A 14,066-nucleotide genomic window follows, 5' to 3' on the forward strand; every position below is an offset into this window, starting at 1 on the left:
GTAAACAGTTTGCCAAGGGGCGAAGTCGGAAGGCAACATTCGCCATTGACAGCCACTTTTGCTGATATAGAATATGGCGTTCAGAATTTCTCTGAGACACTTTTTTCTAGTTCTTTCTTGTGGTTCTACAATATTTTTGATAACTTGCCACTGTTTTTCAGTTAGGTTAGTTGAATAATTGCTCATAACTATTTGTTTTGCAACCATAAAGTTACGAAAATTATTTCAATTAACCAACTGATTAACAGATAAATATAAATAATTTAATCATTTCAAAACAGCTTCTTAAAGATTTCATCTGATAATAATTTGATAGTAGCAATATGATATATAACATATTGTCAGTGATGAATTTTTAAGGGTTATTCTTGACTATATGTCAGAATAATCCTTTATATTTGTATATGTTAAGTTAACCGAAGGAAAAAATCTCTTATTACTGACTATGATGAAAAAGGAAATTAAATTCAGTCTTGTTTACCGGGACATGTGGCAGTCGTCCGGTAAGTATCAACCCCGGGTAGACCAGTTGGTACGCATTGCTCCGTTGATAGTTGAAATGGGCTGTTTTGCACGCGTTGAAACAAACGGAGGAGCTTTTGAGCAGGTAAACCTTCTGTACGGCGAAAATCCCAACAAGGCTGTACGCGCCTTTACCGCACTTTTCAGGGAAGCAGGCATACAGACGCATATGCTCGACCGCGGGCTGAATGCACTGCGCATGTATCCTGTTCCGGCGGATGTACGCCGATTGATGTACAAAGTGAAGCATGCCCAAGGCGTGGACATCACCCGTATCTTCTGCGGACTGAACGAGACGCGGAATATAATTCCCTCCATCAAGTATGCTCTGGAAGCCGGCATGATACCGCAGGCCACACTTTGTATCACCTATTCTCCCGTCCATACGGTAGAGTACTACGCCGGCATTGCCGACCAGCTGATTGAAGCCGGGGCACCCGAAATCTGTCTGAAGGATATGGCAGGTATCGGCCGTCCGGGGATGCTGGGAGAGCTGACGAAGGCTATCAAGGAGAAACATCCCGAGGTGCTGATACAGTATCACGGGCATAGTGGTCCCGGACTTTCCATGGCTTCCATTCTCGAAGTCTGCGAGAACGGTGCCGACATCATTGATGTGGCGATGGAGCCCATGTCGTGGGGCAAAGTCCATCCCGACGTTATTTCCGTACAGGCCATGCTGAAGGATAAAGGATTCCAAGTACCCGATATAAATATGAAGGCTTACATGAAGGCGCGTGCCATGACGCAGGAATTCATTGACGATTTCCTGGGTTACTTTATGGACCCCACCAACAAGCACATGTCTTCACTTTTGTTGAAGTGCGGCCTGCCAGGCGGTATGATGGGCTCCATGATGGCCGATTTGAAAGGCGTGCATTCCGGCATCAACATGATACTGCGAAGCAGGAACGAGCCGGAACTCAGTTTGGACGACCTGCTTGTGATGCTTTTCGACGAAGTGGAATATGTATGGCCCAAGCTGGGCTATCCTCCTTTGGTGACTCCTTTCAGCCAGTATGTGAAGAACGTGGCACTGATGAACGTTATGCAGCAGGTGAAGGGAGAAGAGCGCTGGACGATGATAGACAACCACACCTGGGATATGATTCTTGGCAAGAGTGGACGTCTCCCCGGTATTTTGGCACCCGAGATTGTGGAGCTTGCCAAGTCCAAAGGCTTTGAGTTTGTGGATACCGACCCGCAGTTGAACTATCCGGATGCCTTGGATACATATCGCAAAGAGATGGACGAAAACGGTTGGGAGTATGGTGACGATGACGAGGAACTCTTCGAACTCGCCATGCACGACCGACAGTATCGCGATTATAAGTCAGGCGTTGCCAAGAAACGTTTTGAAGATGACCTGCAGCGTGCCAAGGATGCCGCCATGGCCAAGAGCGGATATTCGGAAGAGGAAATCAAGAAGCTGAAGCGTGCCAAGGCAGACCCGATAATCGCGCCTTCCAAAGGGCAAGTGCTTTGGGAGGTTTCCGTCGAAGGTCCTTCTTCTGCTCCTTTCATCGGACGCAAGTACCAGCATGATGAGGTGTTCTGCTACCTCTCTACGCCGTGGGGCGAATACGAGAAGATATGGACCGGATTTACCGGACGTGTGGTGGAAGTTTGTGCCAAGCAAGGAGATGTGGTCAATAAAGGCGATGTGATAGCCTATATCCAGCGGAGTGACATTTTTGCATAAATGAGAACTTGAAAAAGTGGAATTTCACTGAAAAGTGATAATGTAGTAGGGTGATAATGCGGTAGTTATCACCCTACAGTCTTTTCAGTCATCCTTTATCGTCCAGCCATTTCTTGATGGTTTCCTTCAGCACTTCTTGGGTGAAGGGTTTGGTAAGGAAGTCGTTGCAACCTGCTTTTAGGGCAGCTTGCTTGTCGTGTTCGTAGGCATAGGCTGTAAGGGCGATGATGGGGATGTCCGGTGCCAGTTCACGGATGATGCGTGTGGCGTCGATTCCGTCAAGGTTGGGCATTTTCATGTCCATCAGGATGAGGTCGGGGTGGACTTCTTCGAACATAGTTACGGCTTCCATGCCGTCTTTGGCATGTTTCAGCCGATAGAGACGGCCTAAAATGGCGTTAATTAGGATAAAATTGCTTTCTGTATCTTCGGCAATCAGGAGGGTCTTGGAAGGAGGGGTAGGGAGTGCTCCGGCCTCTTCATTCTTCGGGGAAGCTCCGGGGGCTGTATTTCTGCTCCTCTGCTCTGTGGAGTGTGCCTCTGCTGTCGCCTCCCGGTTGTTCTCTTCTTTCTTTTCCGCCTCTGTTTTGCTGGCGGCTTCCAGTGGGAGGACAAAAGTAAATGTGGTGCCTTTACCCACCTCCGAAGTGACGGATATGTTACCCCCCAGGCGTTCGATGATAGTCTTGCAGATGGAAAGTCCCAATCCGGTGCCTTGGGCAAAGTTGTTCACCTTGACGAAACGTTCGAATACCCGGTCCACCTTATCCGGTGCAATGCCCATACCCGTATCGGTGACGTGGAATGCTACATACTTGCCTTCCTGGTGATACCCGTAACTGATGTGCCCGGTGGTGGTGAACTTGAAGGCATTGCCTATCAGATTGGAAATGACCTGGAAAATCCGGTTCTTGTCTCCGTCAATCACGATATTCTCGTCAGAGGGTTCGTATATCAGCTCCACTCCTTTGGGACAGCGGAAAATATGTGCGTCGTGTATCTCCTTGCAGAGTGGATGGAGACGTACGGGCGTGATGGTGAACTCCACGATACCCGATTCGATTTTTGATAAGTCGAGGATTTCGTTAATGAGCTGGAGCAGGCGTTCATTGTTCGATTCCACTATTTCGTAATAGCCTAGCCGTTCTTCCTCGTTGGTGCTTTCGGCAATGATGCGCGAGAAGCCTACAATGGCATTGAGCGGTGTGCGTATCTCGTGGCTCATGTTGGCGAGAAAGGCGGATTTGAGCCGGTCGGAAGTCTCGGCTTTCTCCTTGGCTACGAGCAGTTCCCGTTTCATCTGTTCCATTTCCGTGATGTCCCATTCGATGTTCAGCAGGATGGGGGAGAAGTCGTTGCTTTCAATCTTCATCTTTCGCTTGTCCAGATAGATGGGGGTTCCGTTTCCGTCGCGTTCTTCCGCAATCCAGTGCATCTCTTTGCCGGTCCTGGCTATTTCAATGTCTTGTGCTCTTTTTTTCTGGGCAGTCTCCAGGGGATAAAAGTCGAAGTCGTCTTTCCCCAATGCCTCTTGTATGGGGATTTCGCGGTTGTACGATTCGCGGTTGCGGTAGAGGTACTTGAAGTTGTTGTTGATGTCCTTCACGACAATGCCTGCCGGGAGGTTTTCGATGATTTTGTCCAGAATCAGGTTGAACTGTTTGATTTGTTGCTCATGCCGGATGCGTGTGGATACATCCCTTCCGAAAGTCCAGACCGTCCCTTCGCCTTTGTCACTCGTCACCCAATAGGCGTTTCCTTCTATGGCGAGTACTTCCGGACGCAGTGGCAACGGATTGTGAACAATATAGCCTTGGGAGGTTTCTCCGCGTTTGACACATTCTGCAAATTCTTTCCACGATTTTTTGTCTCTTCCATACGAAGGCAAGTCGTATATTTTCAGTTTCGTGATGTCTTGGGTATTGCCGATGCCATGTCGCTCCTTGAAGCAGCGGTTGCCGAATATCAGTGTACCGTCTTCGTGTGCCGAGTAAATATCTTCGGTGGAGTTGTTGATGGCATGTGTCAGCAAGTTGATATCGTTGCGCCGTTGCTGAATGTCGGTGATATTCTGTATATATCCTTCCAGAATGGTATTTTTGTCTTTATGATATTCGCGTGCAAAGGCCTTGAGCCGTATATAGAAAATCTTTTCCTGAAGCAAGATGCGGTAGTCCACACTGTTTTCCATTTTCCCTTTTAGGTTTTCTTTCAGCCAGTTGGTGAAAGATTTCCGGTCTTCGGGAAGTATCAGTTTCAGATAGTCGTTCAGATTGATTTCTTGTGTCTCCTCTGTGCATAGGATATCGGTGTGTCCGGCATATTTGAAGCTTTGGGTGTCTGAATCGTATTGCCAGTTTCCGATAAGCGCAGCTTTTTGGATCTCATTCAACTCTTGGTTTTTTCTTTCGAGTTCCAGCTTGCGCTGGCTACGTTCCGTGATGTCGCGGTATTGGCAGAGCACCATTCCGTCAAAGGGGGACATGATACACTTGAAGAAATAAGTGGTGCCGTTCAAGGCCATTTCGTAGTTATGGGTAGAGCGTATTTTGTGCGTCAGTACTCTTTTAAAGTCCGGATAGATTTGGTTATAAGTGGATAAGGGAATTAGTTGGAACAGATTCTTGCCCAGTAACCGGTCTTCCTTCAAGAACCAGAGATTGATGTTGTAAACTGCAATGTCCACACAAATACCGTCTTTGTCCAGAAGAATCATGGTGTCGGATGTCAGCTTTAACAGTCTTTCGGCGTTTTCAGCTTGTTTTAAAATGTTTTTCATTCTTATAGTATTAGTTTCATGCCCTTCTGGCCTTCTCCCATGCGCCGCTTGCATTGTCTTTACGTTTGCGCAGGTAGTTGAATCCTCGTATGACGTTGACGTTCATGAAGAGGAAATAGTAGGGGATGAAAAGTATCTTGTTCTTTATATGCTTCGTTGAAAGGTAGTACCCCCAACTTCCCATGAGATAGAAAAAAGCTTGTAACAGCCAGATGATGGCATACAGTAATGGCGTGCTTGTCGTAAAGATGAGAATTGTGTTGAGGGGAAGCAATAGAAACAATAGGATAGGAGTGAGCGACCAGCGCAGCACCCGGTGGGAAATATATTGGAAACAGAATGTGCCGTAACGGAACGGGTTGAGCAGCGGACGTAGCCGCCAGATAGACTGCAAGCCACCGGCAGCGATGCGCACCTTGCGCTTTTCTTCCTCGCGCATATCTGCCGAGCCGCTTTCTACGGCATAGGCATTGGCGCAATAGGCAATGGTGTGTCCCTGCATGACGATGTGCAGGGAGAGTGTGAAGTCGTCGAGCAACGTGTCTGTCTGCATTTCTTCGAACAGCTCGCGGCGCACGGCAAACAACTCACCCGCTGCTCCTACTGCTGAATAGAGGCGTGCGTCGAGCGCTTTGAGGGCGGATTCGTATTTCCAGTACAACCCTTCTCCCCCAGAGGTAGCATTGTCCTTATTTTGCACAGCAATACGTTTTTCGCCTGCCACGCATCCCACTTTAGGGTCGGTGAAGGCGTGCACTATCTCCCGTAGGGCTTTTCGGTTGAGGTGCGTATTGGCATCGGTGAATACGACAAGGGGCGTTCCTACGAAATGTATACCGCGGTTCAGGGCGGCTGTCTTGCCTTGGCGTTGGGGTTGGTGGAGGACGGTGGCTTGCGGCCAGCGGGAGAGGCGTTCGTTGGTACGGTCGTTGCTGCCGTCGGTCACCCAAAGGATACGTAGCTTGTCGGCAGGATAGTCCAGCTCCAGACAGTTGCGCATTTTTTCGTCCACTACATCTTCTTCGTTATAGGCGGCGATAAACAGAGTCAATGGGGGCAATGCGTTGTCGGTGGGCATAGGCCAGAGGGTAGGTGTGCGGAAGCACTCTTTTATCTTGACCAGAATATATAATAATATACCATAGCCTATATAGGTATAGAACACTATGAATAAACTTATCCAGAAGAGTATCTCAAGAACTTTCATGCTTCTGTTTTGTTTGCTATCTTTTTGAGGAAAAAGAAATGTGATTGCCAAAAGTATGGATAATCTTTTACCGATGCAAGAAAAAGAAAAGAAAAATGAAATGTTTGTGTCTCAAGAGGTAAAGTTTGGTTTTCAGGGCATTTTGATGTTATACTCATTCTCCATAGGAGGGAGACGGGCAGGTACGGCAAGGTAAGGCGTTACTCAAAACGCTTCTGTCATATTGAAGTAAAACAACATCTGGTTGTTTACCGTGTTTTTGCCTAAATCCAGGCGGACGTTCATGCGTGGCTGTACCTCAATGCGTAGACCTACACCATAGTTGGGCAGTACGCCCTCTATCTTGCCAGGAGTGGGGCCCATGAAGCCGCACCCGGTCCAGGCTACAAAACCTATGTGGTTGAGCATCCGCTTCAGCCAGGTGCTGCGGTCGGTATTGAGCATCTGCCGGTATTCTGCCATGACCACGTGCGAGGACTTGTCGCGATACTGCCCCATGTAGTAGCCGCGCAGGTCGAAAGGCGTTCCGGTGAGGGCGTATTGCGTCAGTGGGACGTCGCCGAACACGTTCTTGGTCTGTGCCGTCCACGCAAGCACCCTGCGCTTGCCCAGTGACTTGTATTGGCGGTAGTCTATCTCCAGGCGGTAGAAGGTCTGGTCGCTTCCGATGAATTTGGTGTACATCATGCCGCGGAAATCCAGATACATGCCGCGGTAGGCGTTGGCGGGAACGTCACGGCTGTCGTATGTCAGCAGGAAGCCGAGGCCGGAGTTGAAGTTGTTGTAGCCGTTGGCCGTACCGCCTGCCTCTTTGTACGAAGGTTCGTTCACCAAGAACTTGCCGGGCTCCGTCAGGTGGTCATAATTGATGTCTATTTGAGGTCCGGCAAAGATATTGCTGTTGCCCAGCCGGAAGAGGAACCAGGGGTTGATTTGCACGCCGCTGTATCGGTATTTGCTGGTACTGTCGCTTCGTACGTAATCTTTATTGGTATTATAGCCGATGCCGTAAAAGTTTTCTTCCGTATTTTTATAGCTAAACTTTCCGAAGATACGGAAACGGTCACCCTTGAAGAAGAGTTGAGGCTTGGAGAAAAGATTGATGCCACCGTTGAACATGAAGGCGATGGCCATGGGCACTACGGAGCGCAACTGCGTGGTGTCGCTGGGGTTTATGCGGAAGGTCATCAGGGCGCTTCCTCCCAGCACGGCACCGAAGTCGGGAGTGTAGCTGGGTCCACCCAGAATATTGTAATGCAGATTCCGGCGCGCTACCTTTTGCTTGCGTAGTTCTTTTTTTGTCAGTGCGGGAACGCTGTCGTTTGTGGCGGCCGCAGTCTGTTCCTGGGCATAAAGGGTGGTGGCGAACAGCACCAGTGCGATAATGCTTAGTATATATCTTTTCATGTCGTACGAAATGTGGGTGCAAAGGAAACTATTTTATTCCGAATAGTTTTCACTGTAATAGATAATAAATCTAAAGATGTCACTAAAATTATCAAAAAAGACATTACTTTTGTCTGCTTCACGAAGCAAGACATCAATAACTAAAAACACATAATCTGAATGAAGAAACGATTTTTATCTGTAATTGTTCTGAGTGCCGCACTGCTTTCTGTGCAGGCACAAGAAGGAAAAGGCGGCATCAGCCCCGAAATGCTTGGGCAAATCAAGCAAAGTTATCAAGGCACGGCTGCCGACAAGGCTCTCCGCAATGCCATAGGCAATAATGACATCCGTAAACTGGCACTCAACCAGGAGAATATGCAGGGCATGGATACCCACTTCTCCGTCAAGGTAGAGTCCAGAGGCATCACCGACCAGAAGTCGTCCGGCCGTTGCTGGTTGTTCACCGGGCTCAACGTGATGCGGGCCAAGACCCTTGCCGAATACGGTTTCCAGTCTTTTGAGTTCTCCGAAGTCTATCCTTTCTTCTGGGACCAGTTGGAGAAGGCAAACCTCTTCTTGCAAGGCATCATCGACACCTCCAAGAGTCCCCTGACTGATAAAACCGTAGAATGGCTCTTCCAGCATCCGCTGAGCGATGGGGGTACCTTTACCGGTGTGGCCGACATTGTTTCCAAATACGGCCTTGTTCCTAAAGATGCCATGCCTGAAACAAACAGCAGTGAAAATACCTCCCGCATGGCCAACCTCATCTCTCTGAAGCTGAAAGAGTATGGTCTGCAACTACGTGATATGGCTGCCGCCGGTGCCAAGCCCGCAGCTCTGGAGAAGGAGAAAACCACAATGCTCGGAACCATCTACCGCATGTTGGTGCTGAACCTTGGTGTACCTCCCACGGAGTTCGACTATGTCTGCCACGATGCTAAGGGTAATCCCGTGGAGACAGAGCATCACACTCCCATGTCTTTCCTTGAGAAGTATGGAGACAAACAACTGCTGACCAACTACGTAATGCTGATGAACGATCCCAGTCGTGAGTATTATAAGTGCTATGAAATAGACTACGACCGTCACCGTTACGACGGTAAAAACTGGACTTATGTCAACCTGCCCGTAGAGGATATTAAGGAGATGGCCATCGCCTCCTTGAAGGACAGCACCATGATGTACTTCTCTTGCGATGTGGGCAAGTTCCTGAACTCTGAACGCGGTCTGCTTGATGTGAAAAATTATGACTACGAGTCACTGATGGGTACTACCTTCGGAATGGATAAAAAACAACGCATTCAGACCTTCTCCAGCGGCTCGTCCCACGCCATGACCTTGATGGCTGTTGACTTGAACAAAGACGGAAAGCCCGTAAAATGGATGGTAGAGAATAGCTGGGGAGCTGCTTCCGGTTACCAGGGACATCTCATCATGACCGACGAGTGGTTCAATGAATACATGTTCCGCTTGGTGGTGGAGACAAAGTATGTTCCTGCCAAAGTGATGGAATTGTTCAAACAAAAACCTATCCGCCTGCCGGCATGGGACCCGATGTTTGCTGAAGAAAAGTGATGATAAGGATTAGAGGTTAAGGATTAGTGATTAGTGGGGCTGCGCTATGATTCCGCAGGGTATTAATCCCTAATCCTTAACCCCTAATCCTTGTTCTCGTGTTCGTTAACGAAAGGGATTACGGAAATTTCTCCGTAATTCCTTTCTTTTTTGCTCTTTATTCACGTTCTTTTTTGCTACTTTTGCGGCAAATTAATGAAACCATTATTTTAAATAAACGCATGGCAAATGTAATTAAGTTACGTAGAGGCCTTGACATCAACCTGAAAGGCGCTGCTGCCCAGGAACTTGTGTCTGTTAAGGAACCAGGATTTTATTCGCTGATTCCCGATGACTATACAGGCATCACTCCGAAAGTGGTGGTCAAAGAGCAGGAATATGTGATGGCCGGGGGACCCTTGTTTATCGACAAGAATCATCCTGAATTGAAATTTGTTTCGCCCGTCAGTGGCGTAGTGACAAGCGTGGAGCGTGGTGCGCGCCGTAAGGTGCTGAACATCGTTGTAGAGGCTGCCACTGAACAAGACTATGAGGAATTTGGCAAGATGGACCCGTCCAAGATGAGCGGCCAGCAGGTAAAAGAAGCTCTTTTGCAGGCAGGTATGTTCGCTTTCATCCGCCAACGTCCGTACGACGTTATCGCTGACCCGACGGTGACTCCGAAAGCTATTTTCATTTCGGCTTTCGACAGTAATCCTCTGGCTCCCGATTTCGAATTCGCTCTGAAAGGAGAAGAAGCAAACTTCCAGACGGGACTCGACGCTTTGTCAAAGATGGCAAAGACGTATCTGGGTATTAGTGTAAAACAAAAGGCTGCTGCCCTTGTGCAGGCAAAGAACGTTACCGTAACAGCTTTCGACGGACCGCATCCGGCAGGCAACGTGGGTGTACAGATTAACCACATCTCTCCGGTAGTGAAAGGTGAAACGGTCTGGACTATCAGTGCCGAAGCCGTACTTTTCATCGGACGTCTGATGAATACCGGTCATGTAGACTTGACCCGTACGGTAGCTGTAACGGGTTCCGAAGTGTTGAAACCCGCTTATTGCAAGCTGAAAGTCGGCGCTCTGTTGACGAACGTTTTCAAAGGTAACGTGACTACCGACAAAGACCTCCGCTACATCAGCGGTAACGTGCTGACCGGTAAGAAAGTTTCTCCGAACGGCTTCCTCGGCTCTTTCGACAGCCAATTGACCGTTATTCCCGAAGGAGATGAAATCCATGAAATGTTGGGTTGGATTATGCCGCGTTTCAATCAGTTCAGCGTCAACCGCTCTTACTTCAGCTGGTTGATGGGCAAGAAGGAATATGTGATAGATGCCCGTATCAAGGGTGGTGAACGTCACATGATTATGTCCAACGAATACGACCGCGTATTTCCGATGGACATCTTCCCCGAATACTTGGTGAAAGCAATCATTGCAGGTGACATCGACCGTATGGAGGCTCTGGGCATCTACGAAGTAGCTCCCGAAGACTTCGCTCTCTGCGAATTCGTATGTTCTTCCAAAGTGGAAGTGCAGCGCATCGTACGTGCAGGGCTCGATATGCTTCGTGCCGAAATGGCATAATCGGGGCGTATGGCAAATCGTAAATTGTAAATCGTAAAATCGTAAATATATTAATGAAAGCGTTAAGAAATTATCTCGACAAGATAAAGCCGAACTTTGAGGAAGGCGGCAAATTCCACGCATTTCGTTCGGTGTTTGATGGCTTCGAAACATTCCTGTTCGTGCCCAATGCCACTTCGAAATCGGGAACGCATATTCACGACTCCATTGACAGCAAACGCATCATGTCGATGGTGGTCATTGCGTTAGTACCGGCGCTGCTGTTCGGTATGTATAACGTAGGTTACCAGCATTTCCACGCTACCGGTGCTGCCGGAGGCTTCTGGGAAATGTTCATCTACGGTTTTCTGGCTGTATTGCCAAAAATCATTGTATCTTATGTAGTAGGTCTCGGCATTGAGTTCGTAGTGGCTCAGTGGAAGAAGGAGGAGATTCAGGAAGGTTTCCTGGTTTCCGGTATCTTGATTCCGATGATTGTTCCGGTAGATTGCCCGCTGTGGATTCTGGCGGTGGCTACTGCATTTTCTGTAATTTTTGCTAAGGAAGTATTCGGTGGTACGGGTATGAACGTGTTCAACGTAGCTTTGATTACCCGTGCATTCTTATTCTTTGCTTATCCTACGAAGATGTCCGGTGATGCCGTTTGGGTATCGGGCGACAGTATCTTCGGTCTGGGACAGTCGGTAGATGGTCTGACGGTAGCTACTCCGTTGGGTGCAGCCGCTACCTCGGGCGCCGTTCCGGAGTTCTCCTGGGACATGGTGACCGGCCTTATTCCGGGTTCTATCGGTGAGACAAGCGTTATCGCCATCGCTCTGGGTGCCATTCTGCTGTTGTGGACGGGCATTGCAAGCTGGAAGACGATGTTCTCCGTATTCGTAGGCGGTGCCTTCATGGCATGGGTGTTCAATGCAATCGGTCCCGACACTCCGATGGCACAGATGCCTTGGTACGAACACCTCGTGCTGGGCGGTTTCTGCTTCGGTGCCGTGTTCATGGCTACCGACCCCGTTACATCGGCACGTACAGAGACCGGTAAGTATATCTTCGGATTCCTGATTGGTGCCATGGCTATCATTATCCGTGTGCTCAACCCCGGTTACCCCGAAGGTATGATGCTTGCCATCCTGCTGATGAATATCTTCGCTCCGCTGATTGACTACTGTGTGGTACAGGGCAACATCAGCCGTCGCGAGAAACGTGCAATCAAGTCTAACAATTAAATACCGGAAAAGAAATGAATACCAATAGTAATAGTTATACTATCATTTATGCTTCGGTAATGGTTGTTATCGTTGCATTCCTGCTGGCATTCGTAAGTTCTTCCTTGCGCGAGACGCAGAACAAGAATGTGGAACTTGACACGAAGAAGCAGATTCTTGCTGCACTCAACATCAAGGACGTGAAGGATGCCGAAGTTGAATATAATAAATATGTAAAGGGCGATATGCTGATGAACGTTGACGGTACTCTGACAGAGAATACCGGTGCATTTGCTACCGCTTACGAGAAGGAAGCCAAAGAAAATAACCGTCTGCACGTATTCGTGGCAGAGGTTGACGGTGAGAAGAAATATGTATTTCCCGTTTACGGTGCCGGTCTTTGGGGCGCTATCTGGGGATATGTTGCGCTGAACAGCGACAAGGATACCGTTTATGGTGTTTACTTCTCTCATGCCAGTGAGACTCCGGGTCTGGGTGCCGAAATCGCCAGCACGCATTTCCAGGGAGAGTTCCCCGGAAAGAAAACGTTGGAGAACGGCGAGGTGGCTCTCGGTGTTGTAAAGAACGGCAAGGTCGAGAAACCTGACTATCAGGTGGACGGCATTTCCGGTGGTACCATCACTTCTGTAGGTGTGGATGCCATGTTGAAGGCTTGTCTGAGCAGCTACAAGAACTTTTTAACTAATAATAATGAGGAGGAATAAGAATATGGGACAATTGTTTTCAAAGAAGAATAAAGAAGTATTCTCTACTCCGCTGGGATTGAACAACCCCGTTACCGTGCAGGTATTGGGTATCTGTTCTGCTTTGGCTGTTACTGCCAAACTGGAGCCTGCCATTGTGATGGGTCTTTCAGTGACGGTGATTACAGCATTCTCCAATGTAGTGATTTCACTGCTGCGCAAGACGATACCCAACCGTATCCGTATCATCGTTCAGCTGGTGGTTGTTGCCGCGTTGGTAACTATTGTAAGTGAGATTCTGAAAGCTTTTGCTTACGATGTAAGTGTGCAGCTTTCTGTATATGTAGGTCTGATTATTACCAACTGTATCCTGATGGGACGCTTGGAAGCATTTGCCATGCAGAACGGTCCCTGGGAATCTTTCCTTGACGGTGTGGGTAATGGTTTGGGATATGCCAAGATTCTGGTAATCGTAGCCTTCTTCCGCGAGCTTCTGGGTTCGGGAACGCTGCTCGGTTTCAACATCTTGAACTATGAACCTCTGCAGAAGTTGGGCTATGTGAACAACGGCTTGATGCTGATGCCGCCAATGGCGTTGATTCTCTGCGCTTGCATCATCTGGTATCAGCGTGCACGTCACAAAGAATTGCAGGAAAAGCAGTAATAAATAAATGAAGAATGAAAAATGAAAGAATGAAAAATGGGCTGCTCTGCTGCAGTACAAGTTCTCATTGCTTTAATTCTTTAATTCTTTAATTCTTAATTTATCGAAGAGATATGGAACATTTAATAAGTTTATTCGTCCGCTCTATCTTTGTGGACAACATGATATTCGCGTTCTTCCTCGGTATGTGTTCTTACCTTGCCGTATCGAAGAATGTGAAGACTGCCGTAGGACTGGGTATCGCCGTAACTTTCGTGTTGGTGGTTACGCTTCCGGTCAACTATTTATTGCAGACCAAGGTGCTGGCTGCCAACGCAATCATTGAAGGCGTTGACCTCAGCTTCCTGAGCTTTATTCTTTTCATTGCTGTAATCGCAGCTATCGTTCAGTTGGTGGAAATGATTGTAGAGCGTTTCAGCCCTTCGCTGTATGCTTCACTGGGTATCTTCCTGCCGCTGATTGCTGTAAACTGTGCCATCATGGGTGCTTCCCTTTTCATGCAGCAGCGCATCACGCTGGGTGAGAGCGACCCGAAATTCATCGGTGGCATTGCTGATGCTGTCTCTTATGCGTTGGGCTCCGGTATCGGTTGGTTGCTGGCTATCGTGGGTTTGGCTGCCATCCGTGAGAAAATGGCCTATTCTGACGTTCCGGCTCCGTTGAAAGGGCTGGGCATCACGTTCATCACTGTAGGTCTGATGGCAATGGCATTTATGTGTTTCTCTGGTTTGAACATCTAAAAGAAAGG

At 48.3% G+C, this 14,066-nt stretch carries 11 protein-coding genes; 7 read left to right on the plus strand and 4 right to left on the minus strand.

The annotated features are described in order from the left end of the window. A partial coding sequence (locus tag CSD97_RS12560) for a transposase (RefSeq protein ID WP_244284029.1) occupies nt 1–207 on the minus strand: 207 nt, incomplete at its 3' end. 241 nt (nt 208–448) lie between these two features. Between CSD97_RS12560 and CSD97_RS12565 the strand changes: the two genes are divergently transcribed. Next, nucleotides 449–2,224, plus strand: a complete 1,776-nt coding sequence (locus tag CSD97_RS12565; protein ID WP_034523390.1) for a biotin/lipoyl-binding protein — start codon at nt 449–451, stop codon at nt 2,222–2,224. Nucleotides 2,225–2,312: 88 nt separating this feature from the next. On the opposite strand, the gene CSD97_RS12570 is transcribed toward CSD97_RS12565, so the two are convergent. The 3 genes from CSD97_RS12570 to CSD97_RS12580 form a co-directional block, all read right to left on the minus strand. Next, a complete protein-coding gene (locus CSD97_RS12570; protein WP_098032473.1) occupies nt 2,313–5,003 on the minus strand; it encodes an ATP-binding protein in 2,691 nt (896 codons plus the stop codon). Nucleotides 5,004–5,019: 16 nt separating this feature from the next. After that, nucleotides 5,020–6,210: a glycosyltransferase family 2 protein gene (locus CSD97_RS12575; RefSeq protein WP_098032474.1), complete on the minus strand. Its 1,191-nt coding sequence runs from the start codon at nt 6,208–6,210 to the stop codon at nt 5,020–5,022. A 204-nt stretch (nt 6,211–6,414) separates the two neighbouring features. Then, complete coding sequence (locus CSD97_RS12580; RefSeq protein WP_098032475.1) at nt 6,415–7,617, minus strand: BamA/TamA family outer membrane protein; 1,203 nt, start codon at nt 7,615–7,617, stop codon at nt 6,415–6,417. A gap of 159 nt (nt 7,618–7,776) precedes the next feature. On the opposite strand from CSD97_RS12580, the gene CSD97_RS12585 reads away from it, so the two are divergent. The 6 genes from CSD97_RS12585 (at nt 7,777) to nqrE (ending at nt 14,058) form a co-directional block, all read left to right on the plus strand. Further along, a complete protein-coding gene (locus CSD97_RS12585) occupies nt 7,777–9,177 on the plus strand; it encodes a C1 family peptidase (protein ID WP_098032476.1) in 1,401 nt (466 codons plus the stop codon). A gap of 221 nt (nt 9,178–9,398) precedes the next feature. Further along, nucleotides 9,399–10,748, plus strand: coding sequence for a Na(+)-translocating NADH-quinone reductase subunit A (locus CSD97_RS12590; protein ID WP_098032477.1), 1,350 nt, complete (start codon nt 9,399–9,401; stop codon nt 10,746–10,748). A gap of 53 nt (nt 10,749–10,801) precedes the next feature. Beyond that, nucleotides 10,802–11,971, plus strand: a complete 1,170-nt coding sequence (locus CSD97_RS12595; RefSeq protein ID WP_005828314.1) for an NADH:ubiquinone reductase (Na(+)-transporting) subunit B — start codon at nt 10,802–10,804, stop codon at nt 11,969–11,971. 14 nt (nt 11,972–11,985) lie between these two features. Further along, nucleotides 11,986–12,675 carry a Na(+)-translocating NADH-quinone reductase subunit C gene (locus tag CSD97_RS12600; RefSeq protein WP_057098083.1) on the plus strand — a complete coding sequence of 230 codons (690 nt, stop codon included), beginning with the start codon at nt 11,986–11,988 and terminating at the stop codon, nt 12,673–12,675. 4 nt (nt 12,676–12,679) lie between these two features. Continuing rightward, entirely contained in the window at nt 12,680–13,318 is a 639-nt protein-coding gene (locus CSD97_RS12605; RefSeq protein WP_005836455.1) for an NADH:ubiquinone reductase (Na(+)-transporting) subunit D, read from the plus strand. Nucleotides 13,319–13,431: 113 nt separating this feature from the next. Beyond that, nucleotides 13,432–14,058: an NADH:ubiquinone reductase (Na(+)-transporting) subunit E gene (gene nqrE / locus CSD97_RS12610; protein WP_005828321.1), complete on the plus strand. Its 627-nt coding sequence runs from the start codon at nt 13,432–13,434 to the stop codon at nt 14,056–14,058. Nucleotides 14,059–14,066 lie beyond the last annotated feature (8 nt).

The sequence above is a fragment of the Bacteroides sp. AR29 genome, assembly GCF_900217715.1.
Classification (GTDB): domain Bacteria; phylum Bacteroidota; class Bacteroidia; order Bacteroidales; family Bacteroidaceae; genus Bacteroides; species Bacteroides uniformis.

Excerpts from the sequence above, each read along its gene's own strand:
- CSD97_RS12565 (WP_034523390.1), top strand. The coding sequence starts at position 449 with ATGAAAAAGGAAATTAAATTCAGTCTTGTTTACCGGGACATGTGGCAG.
- CSD97_RS12600 (WP_057098083.1), top strand. The coding sequence starts at position 11,986 with ATGAATACCAATAGTAATAGTTATACTATCATTTATGCTTCGGTAATG.
- CSD97_RS12590 (WP_098032477.1), top strand. The coding sequence starts at position 9,399 with ATGGCAAATGTAATTAAGTTACGTAGAGGCCTTGACATCAACCTGAAA.
- CSD97_RS12575 (WP_098032474.1), bottom strand. The coding sequence starts at position 6,210 with ATGAAAGTTCTTGAGATACTCTTCTGGATAAGTTTATTCATAGTGTTC.
- nqrE (WP_005828321.1), top strand. The coding sequence starts at position 13,432 with ATGGAACATTTAATAAGTTTATTCGTCCGCTCTATCTTTGTGGACAAC.
- CSD97_RS12570 (WP_098032473.1), bottom strand. The coding sequence starts at position 5,003 with ATGAAAAACATTTTAAAACAAGCTGAAAACGCCGAAAGACTGTTAAAG.
- CSD97_RS12605 (WP_005836455.1), top strand. The coding sequence starts at position 12,680 with ATGGGACAATTGTTTTCAAAGAAGAATAAAGAAGTATTCTCTACTCCG.
- CSD97_RS12585 (WP_098032476.1), top strand. The coding sequence starts at position 7,777 with ATGAAGAAACGATTTTTATCTGTAATTGTTCTGAGTGCCGCACTGCTT.
- CSD97_RS12580 (WP_098032475.1), bottom strand. The coding sequence starts at position 7,617 with ATGAAAAGATATATACTAAGCATTATCGCACTGGTGCTGTTCGCCACC.
- CSD97_RS12595 (WP_005828314.1), top strand. The coding sequence starts at position 10,802 with ATGAAAGCGTTAAGAAATTATCTCGACAAGATAAAGCCGAACTTTGAG.